At 70.7% G+C, this 19,973-nt stretch carries 19 protein-coding genes; 4 read left to right on the forward strand and 15 right to left on the reverse strand.

Annotation, left to right across the window (positions count from 1 at the left end):
* Window positions 1-110: 110 nt before the first annotated feature.
* Window positions 111-317: a hypothetical protein gene (locus tag OHA73_RS10495; protein WP_266721687.1), complete on the reverse strand. Its 207-nt coding sequence runs from the start codon at window positions 315-317 to the stop codon at window positions 111-113.
* A gap of 234 nt (window positions 318-551) precedes the next feature.
* Window positions 552-827, reverse strand: coding sequence for a hypothetical protein (locus OHA73_RS10500; protein WP_266721685.1), 276 nt, complete (start codon window positions 825-827; stop codon window positions 552-554).
* A gap of 199 nt (window positions 828-1,026) precedes the next feature.
* On the opposite strand from OHA73_RS10500, the gene OHA73_RS10505 reads away from it, so the two are divergent.
* Window positions 1,027-2,325, forward strand: a complete 1,299-nt coding sequence (locus OHA73_RS10505; protein ID WP_327658443.1) for a serine/threonine-protein kinase — start codon at window positions 1,027-1,029, stop codon at window positions 2,323-2,325.
* A 3-nt stretch (window positions 2,326-2,328) separates the two neighbouring features.
* Here the strand turns inward: OHA73_RS10505 and OHA73_RS10510 are convergent, their stop codons facing one another.
* The 10 genes from OHA73_RS10510 to OHA73_RS10555 all read right to left on the reverse strand — a co-directional run bounded on the left by OHA73_RS10510 (window position 2,329) and on the right by OHA73_RS10555 (window position 15,706).
* The gene (locus OHA73_RS10510; protein WP_266721683.1) at window positions 2,329-3,162 is read right to left on the reverse strand and encodes a TrmH family RNA methyltransferase; all 834 of its coding nucleotides are present in this window, start codon (window positions 3,160-3,162) and stop codon (window positions 2,329-2,331) included.
* Between the two features lie 64 nt (window positions 3,163-3,226).
* The gene (cobA, locus tag OHA73_RS10515; protein ID WP_266721681.1) at window positions 3,227-4,462 is read right to left on the reverse strand and encodes a uroporphyrinogen-III C-methyltransferase; all 1,236 of its coding nucleotides are present in this window, start codon (window positions 4,460-4,462) and stop codon (window positions 3,227-3,229) included.
* Between the two features lie 208 nt (window positions 4,463-4,670).
* A complete protein-coding gene (gene cobT, locus OHA73_RS10520; RefSeq protein WP_267071096.1) occupies window positions 4,671-8,636 on the reverse strand; it encodes a nicotinate-nucleotide--dimethylbenzimidazole phosphoribosyltransferase in 3,966 nt (1,321 codons plus the stop codon).
* Between the two features lie 374 nt (window positions 8,637-9,010).
* Entirely contained in the window at window positions 9,011-10,225 is a 1,215-nt protein-coding gene (gene cbiE / locus OHA73_RS10525) for a precorrin-6y C5,15-methyltransferase (decarboxylating) subunit CbiE (RefSeq protein WP_266721677.1), read from the reverse strand.
* A gap of 121 nt (window positions 10,226-10,346) precedes the next feature.
* The gene (locus tag OHA73_RS10530) at window positions 10,347-10,985 is read right to left on the reverse strand and encodes a GNAT family N-acetyltransferase (RefSeq protein ID WP_266721675.1); all 639 of its coding nucleotides are present in this window, start codon (window positions 10,983-10,985) and stop codon (window positions 10,347-10,349) included.
* A 147-nt stretch (window positions 10,986-11,132) separates the two neighbouring features.
* Window positions 11,133-11,942, reverse strand: a complete 810-nt coding sequence (locus tag OHA73_RS10535; protein ID WP_267071095.1) for a MetQ/NlpA family ABC transporter substrate-binding protein — start codon at window positions 11,940-11,942, stop codon at window positions 11,133-11,135.
* Window positions 11,942-12,778: a MetQ/NlpA family ABC transporter substrate-binding protein gene (locus OHA73_RS10540; RefSeq protein WP_266721671.1), complete on the reverse strand. Its 837-nt coding sequence runs from the start codon at window positions 12,776-12,778 to the stop codon at window positions 11,942-11,944. The genes OHA73_RS10535 and OHA73_RS10540 overlap by 1 nt, the downstream gene beginning before the upstream one ends.
* Window positions 12,779-12,855: 77 nt before the next feature.
* Complete coding sequence (locus OHA73_RS10545; RefSeq protein WP_266721669.1) at window positions 12,856-13,599, reverse strand: methionine ABC transporter permease; 744 nt, start codon at window positions 13,597-13,599, stop codon at window positions 12,856-12,858.
* Window positions 13,596-14,636, reverse strand: coding sequence for a methionine ABC transporter ATP-binding protein (locus tag OHA73_RS10550; protein WP_266721667.1), 1,041 nt, complete (start codon window positions 14,634-14,636; stop codon window positions 13,596-13,598). Before OHA73_RS10550 ends, OHA73_RS10545 begins: the two co-directional genes overlap by 4 nt.
* Before the next feature lie 419 nt (window positions 14,637-15,055).
* Window positions 15,056-15,706, reverse strand: a complete 651-nt coding sequence (locus OHA73_RS10555) for an HAD-IA family hydrolase (protein ID WP_266721665.1) — start codon at window positions 15,704-15,706, stop codon at window positions 15,056-15,058.
* A gap of 71 nt (window positions 15,707-15,777) precedes the next feature.
* On the opposite strand from OHA73_RS10555, the gene OHA73_RS10560 reads away from it, so the two are divergent.
* Together OHA73_RS10560 and OHA73_RS10565 are read left to right on the forward strand one after the other, a co-directional pair.
* Window positions 15,778-16,137: a hypothetical protein gene (locus OHA73_RS10560; RefSeq protein WP_327654910.1), complete on the forward strand. Its 360-nt coding sequence runs from the start codon at window positions 15,778-15,780 to the stop codon at window positions 16,135-16,137.
* Window positions 16,118-16,579 (forward strand): hypothetical protein, encoded by a 462-nt coding sequence (locus OHA73_RS10565; RefSeq protein WP_443063056.1) that lies wholly within the window; start codon window positions 16,118-16,120, stop codon window positions 16,577-16,579. The genes OHA73_RS10560 and OHA73_RS10565 overlap by 20 nt, the downstream gene beginning before the upstream one ends.
* A 3-nt stretch (window positions 16,580-16,582) precedes the next feature.
* Here OHA73_RS10565 and OHA73_RS10570 read toward each other — a convergent pair whose 3' ends face one another.
* The 3 genes from OHA73_RS10570 to OHA73_RS10580 all read right to left on the reverse strand — a co-directional run bounded on the left by OHA73_RS10570 (window position 16,583) and on the right by OHA73_RS10580 (window position 18,966).
* Window positions 16,583-17,101, reverse strand: a complete 519-nt coding sequence (locus tag OHA73_RS10570; RefSeq protein ID WP_266721661.1) for a GNAT family N-acetyltransferase — start codon at window positions 17,099-17,101, stop codon at window positions 16,583-16,585.
* A 40-nt stretch (window positions 17,102-17,141) separates the two neighbouring features.
* Window positions 17,142-17,660 carry an RNA polymerase sigma factor gene (locus OHA73_RS10575; protein ID WP_266721659.1) on the reverse strand — a complete coding sequence of 173 codons (519 nt, stop codon included), beginning with the start codon at window positions 17,658-17,660 and terminating at the stop codon, window positions 17,142-17,144.
* A 94-nt stretch (window positions 17,661-17,754) separates the two neighbouring features.
* Entirely contained in the window at window positions 17,755-18,966 is a 1,212-nt protein-coding gene (locus tag OHA73_RS10580) for a glycerophosphodiester phosphodiesterase (RefSeq protein WP_266721657.1), read from the reverse strand.
* 273 nt (window positions 18,967-19,239) lie between these two features.
* On the opposite strand from OHA73_RS10580, the gene OHA73_RS10585 reads away from it, so the two are divergent.
* The gene (locus tag OHA73_RS10585) at window positions 19,240-19,929 is read left to right on the forward strand and encodes a lysophospholipid acyltransferase family protein (RefSeq protein ID WP_266721655.1); all 690 of its coding nucleotides are present in this window, start codon (window positions 19,240-19,242) and stop codon (window positions 19,927-19,929) included.
* Window positions 19,930-19,973 lie beyond the last annotated feature (44 nt).

Below are 19,973 nucleotides of genomic sequence, written 5' to 3' on the forward strand. Positions count from 1 at the left end.
GCTCCCCAGCTGCGCGCAGCATTTGTGCCGTCCGCCGCACCCCCGTCCCCACGGGGTTTCATGGCCGGATGTCCCCGCCCGGACCGCTCATCCGGGCCTGGGAGCGCCGCTCAGCGCCCCAGCATCACGCCCACGGACGACGCCTGTGTGACCATCGCGTCCCAGCCGCCGAATACGACGACGAGAAGGGCCGCTAGAGGGAGAACCATGGCCGCGGCCACCAGCGGATGCCGGCGCTCGGTCGCGGGGCCACCGAAAAGACCCGCCCTGCGGGCCGCTGTGCGGAACGCTGTCGTCCGCGGTGCTGTGTCCGCCATGGTCCTCTCCCCGGTCGAAATCTTGAGTTCTTGCTTCGTGAATTGCGTCTTGAGTTCTTGAATCTTTGGCAAGCGGCGAGTGCCTGACCTCGGGGGACGAGTGCTGCACCCGCCGCTTGACCTCAAATCTATGAGCGGCGGGCGCCCGAGACGTCATGCCCTCGTACCGATTGCCGGGCCTCCCCGAGGATGACCACCTCCGGTCGGCGTACTCCCCTGGGTGGAGACGAGGACCTAGGCCTCGGGGTCATCCCCCAGGGGGCGGCCGATGCGGGCCTCACGCTCGGCGGGCTCCTCGCGCGGGACCGGGTGTTCTACCAGGGCGAGCACCCTGGTGGCCATGAAGCGCGCGGTGCGCACCACGGATCCGGATCGGGTGACTTCGCTCACTTCCACCACCCCTCTGCGCACCGCCGTCTCCACCCTGCGGCCCGCCCGGCCGGCCGTCACCTCGTACGTACGCGTCGTGTCCCCGGCATCCACGACTATCTCGACCCGGTCACCCTTCATGGGTCCAATCCCCCTTTAACGCCGCCCTGTTGGCCCGCGGGCCCGCGGCAAGCCGCCCCGCTCCCGCGCGCCCTGACCACCCTTCAAGTTTCCCACCGGGCACTGACAATCGAATCGGCCGCGAGGGCGCGGCCTTTGCGCGCCGCCGTGCGCGAAAACGTAAGCTGTGGCTCGTCAGACGGACCGGGCAGCAGCGGGGATGAACATGGCGATGATGCGCCTCAGGCGCGAGGACCCGCGCGTCGTCGGCTCGTTCAGGCTTCACAGACGCCTCGGGGCCGGCGGGATGGGCGTGGTCTATCTCGGGTCCGACCGGCGTGGCCAGCGGGTCGCGCTCAAGGTGATCAGGCCGGATCTTGCGGAGGACCAGGAGTTCAGGTCGCGGTTCGCTCGCGAGGTGTCCGCCGCTCGGCGGATCCGCGGCGGCTGTACGGCCCGGCTCGTCGCCGCCGATCTGGAGGCGGAGCGGCCGTGGTTCGCGACGCAGTACGTGCCGGGTCCCTCGCTGCACGACAAGGTCGCCGAGGAGGGCCCGCTGGCCGCATCGGACGTGGCCGCCGTGGGCGCCGCGCTGTCGGAGGGGCTCGTCGCCGTTCATGAGGCGGGCGTGGTCCACCGGGATCTCAAGCCGTCGAACATCCTGCTGTCCCCGAAGGGGCCGCGGATCATCGACTTCGGTATCGCGTGGGCGACCGGCGCCTCGACGCTGACGCACGTGGGCACCGCCGTCGGCTCCCCCGGCTTCCTCGCGCCCGAGCAGGTGCGGGGCGCCACCGTGACCCCCGCGACCGATGTGTTCGCCCTGGGGGCCACGCTCGCGTACACGGCCATGGGCGACTCGCCCTTCGGGCACGGCAGTTCCGAGGTCATGCTCTACCGGGTGGTGCACGAGGAGGCGCAGCTGGCCGGGGTGCCGGACGCGCTCGCGCCGCTGCTGCGCGCGTGCCTCGCGAAGGACCCGGAGGAGCGGCCCAGCACGCTGCAACTGTCGCTGCGGCTCAAGGAGATCGCGGCCCGTGAGGCGCAGGGCATCGTCGCGGAGCCGCGCCCGCCCGCGCCGCGCACCGCCGAGCAGGACCGTCCGACCGGACGGCTCTCCGACACCCACGAGGGGCAGCGCACCCAGCGGCGTACGCAGCCGGGGACTCCGACGTCGCGCCCCAGCAACGGCAGGAGCAACCACGGGTCGGCGCCCGGCCGGAACACGAACAGCCGCTCCGGCAACAGCAGGTCGGGGCCGCGCAGCGGTGCGGGGCGCCCGGCGCCGCGGACGAACGGCACGGGCAGCGGCAAGAAGCTGCGCCCCGCGAATCCGCGGCTGCTGCGGCAGCGACTCTTCGTGTTCGTCGTCGTGACGCTGCTCGTGGCGCTGGCGATCGCGGCGGCGCAGGGCTGCCAGGGGCCGACGCGCGGCCTCGGTGACAGCGACGTACAGAAGACGACGTCCGCGCGGGCGCTGCCGCTTCCGGACAGCGCGCAGAGCCCTTCCGAAGGCTGACCGTCAGAGTTCGGGGCGGCCCGTCGCCACCGCGTAGAACGCGACGGCGGCCGCCGCGCCCACGTTGAGCGAGTCGACTCCGTGGGCCATCGGGATGCGGACCCATTCGTCCGCCGCCATCAGGGCCTTGGTCGACAGGCCGTCGCCCTCCGCGCCGAGCATCAGCGCGACGCGGTCCATGCGGTGCGGCGCCACCTCGTCCAGGGACTTGGCCTGCTCGGCCGGGGTCAGCGCGAGGAGTTCGAAGCCGGCGTCGCGGACCGTCTCCAGGGACTTCGGCCAGGCGTCCAGACGCGCGTACGGCACCGAGAAGACGGCGCCCATGGAGACCTTCACGGAGCGGCGGTAGAGCGGGTCGGCGCAGTCCGGGGAGAGCAGGACCGCGTCCATGCCGAGCGCGGCGGCGCTGCGGAAGATCGCGCCGATGTTGGTGTGGTCGTTGACCGACTCCATGACGACCACGCGGCGAGCGGTGGTGAGCAGTTCATCCGCTGTGGGGAGCGGCTTGCGCTGCATGGACGCGAGGGCGCCGCGGTGCACGTGGTAGCCGGTGACCTGCTCGGCGAGGTCCGGCGCGACCGCGTAGACCGGGGCCGGGACCTCGTCGATGACGTCGCGCATGACGTCGACCCACTTCGCGGACAGCAGCATCGAGCGCATCTCATACCCGGCGAGCTTGGCGCGCCGGATGACCTTCTCGCCCTCGGCGATGAACAGGCCCTCGGCCGGTTCGCGTTTGCGACGCAGTTCTACGTCGGTCAGGCCCGTGTAGTCGGACAGGCGCGGGTCGTCGGGGTCATCGATGGTGATGAGCCCTCGGGATTCAGCTTCAGCCACGGGTCGATACTGCCTTGTTCTGGGTGTGGTGCCAACGGCTCGGAACGAGTTGTGTTACCGCTGGTTACTTCTGTTGCTTGTGCGGGTTCTCGTTCACCACGTCGCCGATCACGATGACGGCCGGGGGCCTGACCCCTTCGGAGACGACCTTTTCGCCGACCGTCGCGAGGGTGGCGTCGACGCGGCGCTGGGCCGCCGTCGTGCCTTCTTGCACGAGGGCGACGGGGGTCTCCGGGGCCTTGCCGTACGAGACGAGGGCCTCGGCGATCTTTGCGATCTTGTCGACTCCCATGAGGATCACGAGCGTGCCGGTCAGCTTCGCCATCGCCGCCCAGTCGACCAGGGAACGCTCGTCGTCCGGCGCCACGTGGCCGCTGACGACGGTGAACTCGTGGGCGACGCCGCGGTGGGTGACCGGGATGCCGACGGCGCCGGGGACCGAGATCGAGCTGGAAATGCCGGGGACGACCGTGACCGGGATGCCCTCGGCGGCCAGCGCCTGGGCCTCCTCCATGCCGCGGCCGAAGACGAACGGGTCGCCGCCCTTGAGGCGGACCACGGCCTTGCCCTGCTTGGCGTGGTCGATGAGGGCCTGGTTGATGGCCTCCTGGACCATCTGGCGGCCGTACGGGATCTTCGCGGCGTCGATCACCTCGACGTGCGGCGGGAGTTCGTCGAGGAGGTCGCGCGGGCCGAGGCGGTCGGCGATCACGACGTCGGCCTCGGCGAGGAGGCGGCGGCCGCGCACCGTGATCAGGTCCGGGTCGCCGGGGCCGCCGCCGACCAGGGCCACGCCAGGCTTGTGGTCGCGCTGCACTGCGACGGTGCCGTCGTGGAGGGCCTCGACGATCGCGTCGCGGACCGCGGCGGTGCGGCGGGGGTCGCGGTCCGCGGCCGAGGTCGTCAGGACGGCGACGGTCACGCCGTCCGCGCGGCCCGTCGCCGGGGTCCAGGCGGTCGCCTCGTCGGCGTCGTCGGAGCGGACGCACCAGGTGCGGGTCTCCTCCGCCTCCTGCGAGGCCGCGTCGTTCGTCGGGCGGTCGCTGGTGGCGACCAGGGCGTACCAGGTGTCGGCGAGGTCGCCCCGCTCGTAGCGGCGCCGGGTCCAGGTGATCTCACCGGCGTCCGCCATCGCCTCGACCGAAGGGGTCGCGGAGGGGGAGATCAGGGTGATGTGCGCGCCCGCGGCGATCAGGGCGGGGAGCCTGCGCTGGGCCACCTGGCCGCCGCCCAGGACGACGACTCGGCGGCCGGTGAGGCGGAGGCCTACGGGGTAGGCGGGGTGGTCGGCGGCGGGCATGCGGTGTCCTCTGGCGTGCGGCGGGTTTGGTGTGAGCGTACGTCGTGGGCGTGACGGGGAGGTTTCCCCCACCCCGCCCCTTCCCGAAAGTCCTGCCGGACAGGCCGCCTCAATCGCCGGCGGGGCTTGATGATCAAGCCCCGCCGGCGATTGAGGCGAGGGGGTCCGGGGGCGTAGCCCCCGGTTTCGGGAAGGGGCGGGGTGGGGGCTACTTCTCTGTGACCCCGGCCGAGTCGAACGTGGCGACCTCGTGCATGGCGCGGGCCGCGCTCTGGACGATCGGGAGGGCCAGGAGGGCGCCCGTGCCCTCGCCGAGGCGGAGGTCGAGGTCGACCAGGGGGCGCAGGCCCAGCTTGTTCAGGGCCGCTACGTGGCCGGGCTCGGCGCTGCGGTGGCCCGCGATGCACGCGGCGAGCACCTCGGGGGCGATGGCGCGGGCGACCAGGGCGGCCGCGCCGGCGCTGACACCGTCGAGGATGACCGGGGTGCGCAGGGACGCGCCGCCGAGGAGGAGGCCGACCATGGCCGCGTGCTCCAGGCCGCCGACCGCCGCGAGGACACCGAGCGGGTCGGCCGGGTCGGGCTTGTGCAGGTCCAGCGCGCGGCGCACGACCTCGACCTTGCGGGCGTGCGTCTCGTCGTTGATACCGGTTCCGCGGCCGGTGACCTCGGAGGGGTCGACCTCGGTGTAGACCGAGATGAGGGCCGCGGACGCCGTCGTGTTCGCGATGCCCATCTCGCCGGTGAGCAGCGCCTTGTTGCCGGCGGCCACGAGGTCGCGGGCCGTCTCGATGCCGACCTCGATGGCCTCCTTGACCTCTTCGCGGGTCAGGGCGGGACCGGTCGTCATGTCGGCGGTGCCGGCACGCACCTTGCGGGGCAACAGGCCCGGTGTGGCCGGGAGTTCACCGGCCACGCCGACGTCGATCACGCAGACCTCGGCGCCGACCTGGCTCGCGAACGCGTTGCAGACCGCGCCGCCGCCCAGGAAGTTGGCGACCATCTGGCCGGTGACCTCCTGCGGCCACGGGGTGACGCCCTGGGCGTGCACACCGTGGTCGCCCGCGAAGATCGCGACGGCCGCGGGCTCCGGGATCGGCGGCGGGCACACGCGGGACAGGCCGGACAGCTGGGCGGAGATGATCTCCAGCATGCCGAGTGCGCCCGGCGGCTTCGTCATCCGCTTCTGCCGCTCCCACGCCTCGCCGAGCGCCTTGGCGTCCAGCGGGCGGATGTTGGAGACGGTCTCCGCGAGCAGGTCGTGCGGGTCCTCGCCGGGCAGGGCGCGGCGGCCGTACGTCTCCTCGTGCACGACCCACGACAGCGGGCGGCGCTTGGACCAGCCGGCCTGCATCAGCTCCGGCTCCTCCGGGAACTCGTCGACGTAGCCGACGCAGAGGTAGGCCACGACCTCCAGGTGCTCCGGCAGGCCGAGGGAGCGGACCATCTCGCGCTCGTCGAAGAAGCTGACCCAGCCGACGCCGAGGCCCTCGGCGCGGGCCGCGAGCCACAGGTTCTCGACCGCGAGCGCGGAGGAGTACGGGGCCATCTGCGGCTGCGTGTGACGGCCCAGCGTGTGGCGGCCGCCGCGGGTCGGGTCGGCGGTGACGACGATGTTCACCGGGGTGTCGAGGATGGCCTCGATCTTCAGTTCCTTGAACTGCTTCGCGCGGCCCTTGGGCAGGGACTTGGCGTACGCGTCCTTCTGGCGCATCGCCAGTTCGTGCATCGCGCGGCGGGTGTCCGCCGAGCGGATGACCACGAAGTCCCAGGGCTGCGAGTGGCCCACGGACGGCGCCGTGTGGGCCGCCTCCAGGACGCGCAGCAGCACCTCGTGCGGGATCGGGTCGCTGCGGAAGCCGTTGCGGATGTCGCGGCGCTCGCGCATGACGCGCAGGACGGCTTCGCGCTCGGCGTCGTCGTAGGCGGGAGCGGCGGGGTGCGGCTCGGCGGCCTCGGGCTCCGGCGCCAGGTGTTCGGGCTCGCCCGTCAGTTCGGCGGGCGCGACGGTCTGCTCCGCGGGGTCCTCGGGGTGGGCGGACTCGGGCAGCGGGATCGCGCCGGAGTCGCCTTCGCGCGGAGCGGGAACGCTCGCGGCCCCCTCCGGGGGGATCTCGGCGGACTCGGGGCCCTGCGCCGTGCCGGTGTGTGCGACGACGGGCTCCGCGATGAGCGCGGGGGCGGCCGCCTCGTCGCCCGTGGGTGCCTGTTCGGCGGACTGCTGATTGGCCATGGCGTGCGGGTCCTGCGGATCGATAACGGCCTGGGGGGTGGCTGTGGCCTGCGGCTGGGCAATGCTCTGCTGGCCGGGGACGGCCTGCTGGTCGGCCACAGCGTGGTGGTCGGCGGAGACCTGCTGGTCGGCAATCGCCGACTGGTCACCGGCGGCCCGACCAGCGGCAGCCTGATCGGCGGCGGCCTGCGGGTCGATCACGACTGCGTGGCCGCCCACGGCTTGCTGGGCGGCGGAGACCTGCTCGTCGCCCACCGCCGACTGGTCGCCGACGGCCTGCTGTCCGGCAGTGGCCGGCTCGGCGGGCTGCGATTCAGCCTGGCCGTGCAGGTCCTGCGAGTCGGTCACGACATCGTGGGCGCCCGGGGCTTCCTCGGCCAGGGATTCCTGGTCGGCAGGGGCCTGTTGGTCCGCCGCACCCTGCGGGTCTCCGACGGCATGCTGCCCAGTGGCGGTCTGGTGGTCGACCACGTCCCACTGGCCCGCAGCGTCCTGTTGGTCGACCGCGCCCGGCGTACCGGGAGCAGGCTGCTCGCCGGTGACGCCGTGCTGACCGATCGCATCCTGCTGACCGGCGTCGCCCTGCTCACCGACGCCCGGCTGCTGCTCGGCCGTGCCCTGCGAGCCGGCCACGCCTTCCGGACCGGTGCCCGCCTGCCGGCCCACGACAGCCTGCTGGCCGACGGCGCCCTGTTCGGCAGCAGCGTACTGGGCGGCAACGTCCTGCTGGGCGGCCCCGCCCGCGTGCTCGGCAGCGGCGTGCGGTTCCGCGGCACCCTGCTCAGCAGCATGCTGCGCGGCAGCGCTCTGCTGACCGGTGCCGGTCTCCTGCGCGCCGGCGCCCTGCTGATCGGCCATGGCCTCGTGCTCGGCACCAGCCTGCGGGCCGGGTTCGCCCGGCTGCTGCCCGGCGGCGTCCTGCGGCCCCACGGCACCCTGCTGACCGGCTGCTGCCTGGCGGCCGGTCGCGTCCTGCTGACCGGCTGCCACCGCCTGCGCTCCGGCGCCCTGCTGATCGGCCCCGACCTCATGCGCGGCAGCGGCCTGCTGGTCGGCGATGCCCTGTTGGCCGGACGCGGCGTACGCGGCGTACTGCTCGTCCACATCGGCCTGCTGCTGAGCGACGACCTGCTCACCGACGCCGGCGTACTGCTCCGCCACACCCTGCTCGGCGGCGACGCCCTCCTGCTCCTCCGGGAGCGGCGGGACCACCATCGCCTGCGGCGGGGTGGGGGCCAGGTGCGGGGTCGTGGGGACGATGCCGTCCACCGGGACGAACTGGCCGAGCGTCTGGTCCGCGGCGGGCTGCTGGGCGTACCCGTGCGGGGCGTAGTCCTGCTGCTGCGGGTAGTCGTAGCCGCCCTGGCCCTGCTCGTGCGCGGCGTACGGGGCCTGGCCCGCATACGCGCCGACCGGCATCGACTCGGCGCCGACCTGGGCGAACTCCTGGGCGTGCGCGGGCGTTTCGGGCTGCGCGTACTGCGGAGCGACCGTTTCTGCGGGGGTTGCCTGCTGCTGCGCCTGGGCCGGCTGCCACGGGGCCGCGCCCTGCGGCGGGATGTCCAGGTACTCCGGGCCGGTGGTGGGCGGGCCCGACTGGCGGGTCGGCATCGGGTTCTGCTGGGCGGGGCCGCGGTCGGCGAGCGAGCGGACGGGGCTGCCGTTGGTGTCCGGGACGGCCGGTCCCATGTGCAGCGGACGACGGGGCTGGGACTGGGCCTGGGGCTGGGCGTACTGCTGGCCCTGTCCCTGGCTGTGGTCCGTGGCCTGCTGTCCCCAGGCGCCCTGCGAACCGGGCATCAGGAGGATCTCGTCGTCCTCGGCCGTGGCGTCTGCGGGATCGAGGTAGGTGTACGCGCCGGGTGCGGGAACGCCCGGCGGCTCCGCCGTGCCTGCGTCCTCCGGCAGCCCTTCGCCCGGAACTTGACCGGTGTCGGTCATGCCTACCCCTCGCCCATCGAATGAGAACTTCCTGGCCGCCCCCGGCCGTCCGCCGGAACTGCGAGCACCTTCATGCATCACTGTTTCGCTGTCCGGGGCGACGCTTCGACCGCCCGTCAACAAGAACGAGCGCACGCGCCGCGCGGCACGAACCGCTCCGGACAACAGGCATTGTCCCGGTCGGACCGCGGCCACGGAACGTAGTTCGACCATGGCCTTCTGTGGACTGCGCCACGTTGCGCGTCCTCCGGTCGCTGCCGTACCACACGCACCTCAAAAGTGGTGCGTTTTCGGGACATTGGCGTACGAAGAGCCGAACGTCCCGGTGCGGTACAACGATCGGCCAGCCTACCGCGCGCGGCGCGGCGCCCGGGTCACGGGTGGCGGACGGGAAGCCGCCCCGAGAGGAGGAACCCCACGGTCCGCTCCTTCTCCGTCCAGGCGCGAGTGTCCAGTTCGACGGATTGCAGGAGGGCGCACTCGACGTCGTATCCGTGCTCCGTCAGGTCCCTGCCGATGAGTTCGGCGGCATCGCGTGTCGCGGCGTGCGTGACGATGCGGGCGGGGCGCCGGTCCGCGACGGCCGAGACGACGGCCGCTCCCCCGCCGCCGACGCGGACGACGTCGGGCTCCGGGAGGTCTTCGAGGACGTGCGGTGCGGTGCCGTGGACGATCTGGACCTGGATGCCGAAGCGGCGGGCGACGGCGAGGGTGCGGGCGCAGGCGTCGGCGTCCCGGTCGACGGCGATGACGGCGGCGCCGAACCGGCCGGCCTCCGTCGTGAACGCCCCGCTGCCGCAGCCGATGTCCCACACGAGGTCGCCCGCGCGCGGGCCCAGGCGGGCGAGTTGGGCGGCGCGCAGCTGTTCGGTCTCGCCCTCGCCGAACGGTCCCGCGTACTCCTCGGCGGGCAGCGCCCAGCCGCGCGGTCCCGCGTCGGGGTCGCCGCCTGCCAGCCAGTTGCCGCTCGTGGGGGCGCCGGTGACCGGTCCCCCGATGACGATGACGACATTGGGGTCGCGCCACGCGTGGTCGGCGGCCTTGTCGGAGGTGACGACGGTGACCTGTTCGCGGTCGGTGCCGAGTTCCTCGCAGATGACGAAGGTGCGATGGACGCCCTCAAGGAGCAGGCCCAGTTCGGCGGGGCCGGCGCCCGGTGAGGTGAGGACGGCGACCTTCGTGTGGGCGCGGCACACATTCACCGCGCGTCGCAGGGTGCGGCGGTGTGCGACGACCACCTGTGCGTCGTCCCATGGCATGCCCGCGCGGGCGAACGCCTGGGCGACCGAGGACACGGCGGGCACGACCTCGACCTCGAGGCCGTACTGGGGCGCGCGCAGGGTGCGTACGACGCCGAAGAAGCCGGGGTCGCCGTCCGCGAGCACGACGGCCGTGCCGCGGTGGCCCGCGATGCGGCGGGCGGCGAGGGCCACGCTGCCGAGCCGGACGCGCTCGGCGCGCTCGGGCACCTCGGGCAGCGCCAGGTGGTGCGCGGCGCCCGCCACGAGCGTGGCCGCGCCGAGTGCTGAGCGGGCCGCGTCCGTCAGCGGCGAACCGTCCCAGCCGATCACCGTGACCCGGTCGGCCATCGTCGTCAGTCTCCTGGGTGTGCTCGGGTACGTACGTGCCCATACGGCACGGAGGTCGGGGGTGCCGCCGGGATCGGGGCACCGTGAGCGTACCTGCCCGGACTGTCCATCGCCCGTGAGGTCAGTTCCAGTCCGAGAAGGCGGTGAAACCCCCGGCCTCCGCCAGTTGCTCGGTGACGCCCTCGAGGTCCTCGGGCAGCAGGCTCCACACGATGAAGTCCGTACGGGCCTCGGCCAGGCCGCCGTCCTCGGTGCGCGTACGCGCTATGCACGCGTTGCGCAGTACGCCCTCGCTGATGCAGCCGATCTTCTGGGCGACCTGCTGGGCCGCGGTGTTGTCGGCGGCGGTGCGCAGTTCGATGCGCTCCAGGTGCTGGTTGCGGAAGAGCCACTGGGCCGTGGCGAGCGCGGCCTCGGACGCGTAGCCCTCGCCGCGCGCCCAGGGAGCGACGATGTACGAGAGCTCGGTGGACCGCACGTGCCAGTTGGTGTGGGTGAGCCGGATGGTGCCGACGAGCCGCTGGGTGAGGAACTCGGTGACGGCGAGGTCGAGTCCGGCGCCGCGCGCCCGCCGCCTCGGCACGCCCTCGGCGATCCAGCGGCGGGCACCCTCCTCCGTGAACGGCTGCGGCACCGAGGTCCAGGCGGTGACCAGCTCGTCGTTCATCATCTCCGTGAGCGCGGGTACGTCGTCCTCGTCGAGCGGACGCAGCACCAAGCGCTCCGTGCTGATGGAGATCTCGGGGAAGGTGTTCGTCATGCGCCGCTCCGTAACCTTCGTTGGCCTTCTACCTTCGCGTCGGGCCTCGTGAAGTGCCCAGCATGCAGCATGAAGGCACGTAACTGCACATGGGGGCCGCCCCTGTTGCCAGGAGCGGCCCCCATGGAAGGGCGTCGATCGGGTCCCTCAGACGGGGAGCACCGAACCCTTGTACTTGGTCTCGATGAACTTCTTGACCTCGGGTGAAGTCAGCAGCTTCGCCAGCTTCTTGACCCGCGGGTCGTCCTCGTCGCCCTTCTTGACGGCGAGAATGTTGTTGTACGGGTTGTCCTGGACCGACTCCAGAAGGATGGCGTCCTTCTTGGGGTTCAGTCCCGCGTCCATCGCGAAGTTGTTGTTGACCGCGGCCACGTCGACGTCGTCCAACGAGCGGGGCAACTGGGCCGCTTCGAGCTCCTTGAACTTCAGGCCCTTGGGGTTCTTCGCGACATCCTTGGGCGTCGCGTTCAGGCCGGCGCCCTTCTTGAGCCCGATCACGCCCTGGGAGGCGAGGAGTTCGAGCGCCCTGCCTTCATTGGTGATGTCGTTCGGCAGCGCGACGGTCGCCCCGTCGCGCAGCTTCGTGACGTCCTTCGTCTTCTTGGAGAAGAAGCCGAGCGGCGGCAGATAGACCTGGGTGACCGGCGTGAGCGTCGTGCCCTTGGACTTGTTGAAGTCCTTCAAGTACGGCGTGTGCTGGAACAGGTTGGCGTCGAGCTCGCCCTGCTGGAGCGCGGTGTTCGGCAGGACGTAGTCCGTGAACTCCTTGATCTCCAGGTCGAGTCCGGCCTTCTTGGCCAGCTTCTTCTGTACGTACGTGAGGACTTCACCGGCCGGGGTCGGGGTGGCCCCGACGACCAGCTTCTCGCTCGCGTCCGCCTTGTCGCTGCCGCAGGCCGTGAGGCCGAGGACGAGTGCCCCGGCGATCACGGCGGCGGGAATCGTATACGTACGCATCAGAAGGAGGGGAGCACCGAGCCCTTGTACTTGGTCTCGATGAACTTCTTCACCTCGGGCGACGTCAGGAGCTTCGCGAGCTTCTTGACGCGCGGGTCGTCCTGGTTGCCGTCCTTGATGGCGAGCACGTTGTTGTACTCGTTGTTCTTCGTGGACTCCAGGGCGAGGGCGTCCTTGCCCGGGTTGAGGTCGGCACCGATCGCGTAGTTGCCGTTGATCACCGCGGCGTCGACGTCCTTGAGGGAGCGCGGGGTCTGCGCCGCCTCGACCTCCTTGAACTGGAGGTCCTTCGGGTTCTTCGCGATGTCCTGCGGGGTCGCGGTGGACTCCGAACCCTTCTTGAGGGTGATCAGGTCATTGGCGGCGAGGAAGCGCAGGGCGCGGCTCTCGTTGTCGGCGTCGTTCGGGAGGGCGACGGTGCCGCCCTTCTTGATGCCGTCGATCTTCTTGGCCTTCTGGGAGTAGAGGCCGAGCGGCTCCAGGTGAACGGTGGCGACCGACTTGAGGTGCGTGCCGTTCTTCTTGTTGAAGTCTTCCAGGTAGGGCGTGGTCTGGAAGTAGTTGGCGTCGACCGAACCGTCCTCGGTGGCGTTGTTCGGCGTGACGTAGTCGGTGAACTCCTTGACCTCGAGCTTGAGGCCTGCCTTCTTCGCCAGGTTCTTCTTGATGTAGTTCAGAATCTCGGCGTGCGGGACGGGAGTCGCGGCGACGACCAGCGGGTCGGAGGCCTTGGCCTTGGAGCCTGCATCGTCGTTGCCGGATCCACAGGCCGTCAGACCCAGGGTGAGGGCGCCGGTGGCGAGGACAGCTGCGGTGATCTTGGTGGTGTTACGCACGAAAAGTGCCTTTCTCCATGGGTGGTGCACCCCGCCGGGTGAGGCGGGAGTCAGCTCTGTCGTAAAGAAGCTCGGGTTCAGCGGGTCTCGGCGTCCGCGGCGGCCGGGCCGCCGGGCAGGAAGCCGAGGAGCGCGCGGAAGCGGACCGGGTCGCCGCCCTTGCCCGCGCGGCGGTGCAGCACGCGCGCGCCGCTGTCGCCCGCGAACTGGATGAGCGAGATGACGACGGCGAGGATCGCCACCGTGATCCACATCAGGTTGGCCTCGAAGCGCTGGTAGCCGTAGCGGATCGCGATGTCGCCGAGGCCGCCCGCGCCGACGGTGCCGGCCATGGCCGAGTAGCCGATGAGCGCGACGATCGTCGTGGTGGTCGCCGAGATCAGCGAGGGCAGCGACTCGGGCACGAGGACCTTGCGTACGACGGTCCAGGTGTTGCCGCCCATCGACTGCACGGCCTCGATCAGGCCACCGTCGACCTCGCGCACGGACGTCTCGACGAGCCGCGCGAAGAACGGGATGGCGCCGATGGCGAGCGGCACGATGGCGGCCTCGCGGCCGATGGTGGTGCCGACGACCGCGCGCGTGAAGCCCATCAGGGCGACCATCAGGATGATGAAGGGCATCGAGCGGACGATGTTCACGACCTGCCCGATGACCTTGTTCACCAACGCGTTCTGCAGCAGTCCGCCGCGGTCCGTGAGGACGAGGAGCACGCCGAGCGGCAGGCCGACGATGATCGCGATCAGCGTGGACCAGCCGACCATGTAGAAGGTGTCCCAACACGCCTGGGACAGCAGCGGCTGCATCTCCGACCAGGTCACTTGGTGACACCTTCCTTCAGCAGAGCGGCGGGCGCGGTGCCCTGGACGTCGACCTGGAGGCCCTGTTCGCGCAGGAAGCCGATCGGCACGACGTTGTCGTCGTAGCGGCCGGGCAGTTCGATGCGCATGCGGCCGACCTGCTTGCCCGCGACGGTGTCCATCGCGGCGCCGAGGATCGAGATGTCGACGTTGTAGGTGCGGGAGAGCTGCGAGATGACCGGCTGGGTCGTCGACTCGCCGTGGAAGGTGACGTCGATGACGGTGCGGTCGTCGCCGGAGGCCTCGCCGCTGACCGGGAAGAGCGCGGAGGCGAGTTCGGAGCCGGGCGTCGCGAGGAGCTCGCTGACGGTGCCGGACTCGACGATCTGCCCGCGCTCCATGAGGGCGGCGGAGTCGCAGACGGTCTTGACGACGTCCATCTCGTGCGTGATGAGCAGCACGGTGAGGCCGAGCTGTCGGTTGAGGTCGCGCAGGAGCTGGAGGATCGAGCGGGTGGTCTCCGGGTCGAGGGCGCTGGTCGCCTCGTCGGAGAGCAGCACCTTCGGGTCGCCGGCGAGCGCGCGGGCGATGCCGACGCGCTGCTTCTGGCCGCCGGAGAGCTGGGCCGGGTAGGACTTGGCCTTGTCGGCGAGGCCGACCAGGTCGAGCAGTTCCAGCGCCTTGGTGGAACGTTCCTTCCCTGACTTGCCGAGGATCTCCAGCGGCAGCTCGATGTTGTCCTGCACGGTGCGCGAGGACAGCAGGTTGAAGTGCTGGAAGACCATGCCGATACGGCTGCGCGCCTCGCGCAGTTCCTTGCCTGCGCGCGAGCCGCGGCCGACGAGGGCGGTGAGGTCCTGTCCTGCGACGGTCACGGTGCCGGAGGTCGGACGCTCCAGCAGGTTCACGCAGCGGATCAGCGAGGACTTGCCGGCGCCGGACTGTCCGATGACGCCGTACACCTCGCCTTCGCGCACGTGCAGATCGACGCCGTCGAGGGCGGTGACCTCTCGGCCGCGCGAGCGGTAGACCTTGGTGAGGCCCTTGGTGGTGATCACGTGGGTTTCCGTAGCTGTCGAGTGCGCGGCACGGGTGGCGCCGGGCACGGGGCATTCGTTCGGGAACTTGGCTTGAGTTTCCGGGCGCGCGACAGGTCTCACAGAGGCGGCTGAACCGGTGCGGAGAAGCTGTGCACGGGGCGGACCCGGTCACGTAGGGGGACGGTTTCTCCCTGCGGAGTCACTCCCTACGGAACGGGGCGCGCGGGTCTCGCTTCGGGGCGCGAGAACAGGCGTGATGGGGGCCCTCAGAAGGCGCACATTCGACACATACAAGCAGCACCGGGCGTCATGGTCGCCTCGGTCGCAAGGGTGCGGCTGCTCGTCGTGGTCATGTCGGCAAGTAAAGCAGACGTGAGGACGCGAGAGACCCCTGCCGTCCGCTATTCGGACAGCAGGGGCCGGTGTTCCAGGTGGGGTCAGAGTTCGGCGGAGATCTCCACGCCCGCGTCCGTGACCTGCGCGGACACCGCGGAGAGGTCCTTCACCACGACGTCGGCGGAGAGCTCGTCCGCCTCGTGCGTTGTGGTCAACGCCACGGTCTTCATGCCGCCGACGCGGCCGGCGGTGAGACCGGCCGGGGCGTCCTCGAAGACGACGCAGCGCTCCGGGTCCACGCCCAGCTTTCCTGCGGCGAGCAGGAACGGCTCGGGGTTGGGCTTGCCGTGCGTGATGTCGTCCGCGGCGATCAGCAGCGGCGTCCTGATCCCGACGGCCGCGAGGCGGGCCTCGGCGAGGCGGCGGGTGGCGGAGGTGACGACGGCCCAGCGCTCGTCGGGGAGCGAGGTGAGCAGGTCGAGCGTGCCGGGCAGGACGTGGGTGCCGCCGTTGGGCACGTCCTCGACCTCGAGCTCCTCGATGCGGGCGACGGCGCCCGGGACCTTCTCGGCGGGCAGCAGGTCGGCCGCGATCTCGGCGGCGGGGCGGCCGTGCAGCTCGACGGCGGCGAAGGCCTCGGCGGTGATCCCGTACTCCTCGGCCCAGCGGGTCCAGCAGCGGTACACCGACTCCATCGACGAGAGCAGGGTTCCGTCGTTGTCGAACAGCAGGGCGTCAGCGGTGATCTTCATATGTCCCGAGGGTACGGGTCACCCCGGGGTCGAGCGCATCGGGTCTTTTGGCCCGTAATAGGCTCACGGCCATGCTTGATGTCCTGACCCTGGTGACGGGTCTCGCCGCGATGGCGCTCGCGGCCTGGTGCGGTTTCGCCGCGTATCGCGACCAGCCGACCAAGGACTGGCACTTCATCGGCATGGCCGTGGTGTCGGTGCTCGCGCTGGCGCAGCTGGTGGTCGGGATCGTGCAGCTCGCACGGGGCGAGAAGCCGGACCAGGGCACGACGATCTTCGTCGCGTATCTCATTGGGGCATTCGCGTGCGTTCCGGCCGCGGGCTTCATGTCGCTCGCCGAGCGGACCCGCTGGGGTTCGGTGACGGTCGCCGCGGGCGGCGTGGTGCTCGCCGTCCTCGAGGTGCGGCTCTTTGACATCTGGGGAGGCTGAGGTGGCTGTGACCGCTGAAGAGAAGGACACCAAGCGGAGCCGCCTCATCAGCGGACCCGGCATGCTGCTCGTGTGGCTCTACGGCGTGATGGTCGTCGGGGCCGTGTCGCGCTCGGCGGTGCAGATCTCCACCGAGTTCGACAAGGCGCCGCTGGCGTACTCGCTGTCGGCGGTGGCGGGGCTCGTGTACGCCTTCATCACGTACTCGCTGGTGCGTGGCGGGGACAAGGCTCGGCGGGCCGCATTCGTGTGCTGCGCCCTGGAGTTGGCGGGCGTGCTGATCGTCGGTACGTGGACGCTGGTGGAGCCGTCCGCGTTCCCGGACGCGACCGTGTGGTCGGACTTCGGGATGGGCTATCTGTTCATCCCGGTGCTGCTGCCGCTGAGCGCGATGTACTGGCTGCGCAAGGGTGTGCTGCAGCGGCAGCAGCCGGAGGGCTGACCCTCAGGCGCTCGCCACGAACGCGTTCGCCGCGGCGCCCGCGGTCTCGGTGTCCTTGGCCAGCGTGACCACGGTGAGGCGGTCGTCGACCCGCTGCGTGGACACGGCCGCGTAGCCGTGCTGGCGGTACAGGCGCAGATTGTGGTCGCTGCGGTGACCGGTGAACAGCTGGAAGCGCTTGGCCGTGCCCGTCGCCCCCAACTTCGCCTCCACGGAGGCGAGCAGCCGGCCGCCCAGGCCGTGCCGTTGCATGCGCGGGTGGACGATCAGCTTGTTGATGTGCGCCGTGCCGTCGGCGTCGACCGTGCCGCGCACGGACGCCACCACCTCGTCGCCGAGGCGCGCCACGAGCACGGTGCCGCTGCCGAGTTCGGCCCTGATCGAGGTCAGGGACTGTGTGAGCGGCTCGATCGAGTAGTCCCCGTAGAGCTGTGCCTCGCTCTGGTAGCAGAGGTACTGCAGCTTGAGGATCTGTTCGGCATCCGTTTCGGTCGCCGCAGAGATGGTCACGCTCATGCCCATGTGTGCATGCCTCCCGCTCACCTGTTCCGCCGGTTGTCCTTCACCCTTTTCCCCGGCGAGCCGTGAGCGCAACCTCGGTGGGCAGGATTCTGCGCAGGCATCCCAGACATCTGGAACGTTCCGGCCCAAGGCTGCCCTGTGAGATACCCAACTCGCCCGCGATCTCACGGTAAGTGAGGTCTTGCGGGGACAGCAGCGCGTCGATGAGGCGCCGACAGCGGCCGGGCAGCCGGCGCACCGCACTGCGCAGCGCCCGGTCGCGTTCGCGGGCGAGCGCGCGGCATTCGGGGTCGACGGCGGCCGGATCGGCTGCGGGCCGCAGGCCGTACGGAAGTTCGCGCAGTTCCGTACTCCGTTGGAGGCGGGCCTCGGCGCGGACCGCCTCGCGGAGCCAGGCGGCGGGGTCGGCCGGTGCGCCCTGGGTGCCGAGGTGTTCCAGGAGGCGGACCCAGACGGCCTGTTCGAGGTCGCCCGGGTCGCCGGCCGCGCCCGGGAGTTCGGCGCGGACCTCGGCCGCGAGGAGGGGGCGCAGAGGCTCGATCACGGTGTCGTACGTCATGTACGGCGGGACGGGGCCGCCCCGGCGGCCGGTTGCCGGGGCGGCCGGGTCTCACTCCAACCGGCGCCCGGGGGTCACCCGTTGACGCCGGGGGTCACCCGTTGACGAAGTCCTCGCGGGCGAGGAGCGCCGTGTCGCAGTTGTCCGAGAAGACGCCGTCGATACCGGTCTCGTAGTACGCCTTGAAGGCGCCGAACGCGTCGCCGTACGCGTTGGGGTCGGTGCCCTTCTTGAAGTCGGCCGGCAGGAAGGTGTTCTCGTTGCGCATCGTGTACGGGTGCAGGACGAGGCCCGCCTTGTGCGCGTCCCTGACCAGGGTCGTGGGCTGGGTCAGCTTGCCCGACGAGTCCTTCGGGATGATCAGGTCGAGCGTCGGGCCGATGCCGTTCGCGTACTTCGCGATCTCCGCGAGCCCCTTGGGCGTGATCAGGTCGGCGACGGTGCGCGGGTCGCCGGTGTCCACGAAGTCGTACGGGCGCGAGTTCGCCGTGGACAGGAGGACGGCGAGCGGGTTGTCGACCAGCTTGTTCATGCGCTGGATGCTCGTCGGCTCGAAGGACTGGATGATGACGGGCGAGTTGCGCCTGTTCAGCTTGTGCGCCCGCAGCACCTTCGCGACGCGCTCCTCCAGGGCGAGGTTCTGCTTGCGGAAGTAGGTGGGGTGCTTGAGCTCCGGGTAGATCCACACCTCGCGGCCGAGCTTCTTGCTCTGCTCGGCGCGCCAGCGCAGGACCTCCTCGAAGGTGGGGATCTCCCAGCGGCCGTCGTAGAGCGTGTTGTGCTGGCGGGTGCCCGGGATGCGCTCCTTGGCCCGCAGCGTCTTCAGTTCGGCGAGCGTGAAGTCCTCGGTGAACCAGCCGGTGGTGGCCACCCCGTCGAGGCTCTTCGTCGTCTTGCGGTCGGCGAACTCGGGGTGGGCCGACACATTGGTCGTGCCCCCGATTTCCGGTTCGTGACGGCATACGAGATGCCCGTCCTTGGTCGGGCAGAGGTCGCCGGCCTCGATGATGTGCGCGCCCATGTCGAGCGCCAGCTGGTACGAGCCGAGGGTGTGCTCCGGCCGGTAGCCACTGGTGCCGCGGTGCGCGATGACCGTGGGCACGGGGAGGCCCGCGAGACCCTTGTTCATGTTATTCGCGCCACTTTCTCTGTCGGCGGCTCTCGCCGTTCCGGACGCTCCGAGTGCCGTGACTCCCGCGCCGAGGACCGCGGCGCCGAGCAGCGAACGACGGCCGAGCGCCGCGATGCCGCGCGGCTGCTGCTCCCCCTGTGCGGCCTGTGACTTTTCGTTCCCCTTGTTCCCCATGAAGAACTCCTCCCACCAAGTACTGCCTTGCACCTGTCAAAGCGAGACCGATCGTAGGCGTGGGGAAGTGACGAGTGGGAGACCCTGGACGGAACGTCAGGGTGATGCGGCATGGCGTCCGGGCGTTACCGGGGCATCAACGGGGCGCAAACTTCGGTCAACTCCACGTATCCAGTCGGTGAACCCGATGTGCAACGGGTACTCGTCCGCGAGTATCGTCCTCACCTGCACAGACTCCTCAGTCCAAACCAGGTACCCATCCCTGCTCATTCCTTGACATCGGAGGGCTCGTTGTCCCGCTTCGCGCTCATCAAGGCAGTGCTCGGTCCGATCATGCGCCTGATGTTCCGCCTGCGTGTGGAAGGCGCAGAGAAGATCCCGGGGAGCGGTCCCGTCATTCTGGCGGGCAACCACCTGACGTTCATCGACTCGATGCTGCTGCCGCTCGTCTGTGACCGGCAGGTCTTCTTCATCGGCAAGGACGAGTACGTCACCGGCAAGTCCCTCAAGGGCCGCCTCATGGCGTGGTTCTTCACCGGGGTCGGCATGATCCCGGTCGACCGCGACGGGGCGAACGGCGGTGTGGCCGCGCTGATGACCGGCCGCCGGATCCTGGAGGAGGGCAACATCTTCGGGATCTACCCCGAGGGCACGCGCTCCCCCGACGGACGCCTGTACCGCGGCCGGACCGGTATCGCCCGTCTGACGTTGATGACGGGTGCGCCCGTCGTCCCCTTCGCCATGATCGGCACGGACAAGTTGCAGCCCGGGGGTGCGGGGATTCCGCGGCCGGGGAAGGTGACCGTGCGGTTCGGCGAGCCGATGGAGTTCTCCCGCTACGACGGGATGGGGCGTGACCGGTACGTCCTGCGGGCCGTGACGGACTCGGTCATGACCGAAGTGATGCGGCTGTCCGGCCAGGAGTACGTAGACATGTACGCCTCGAAGGCCAAGGCGGCGTAGTCCTTTTTACGGGTGTGTGGACCCGGTCGACCGGAGCTTTCCGG

This window comes from Streptomyces sp. NBC_00483, from assembly GCF_036013745.1.
In the GTDB taxonomy this organism is placed as follows: domain Bacteria; phylum Actinomycetota; class Actinomycetes; order Streptomycetales; family Streptomycetaceae; genus Streptomyces.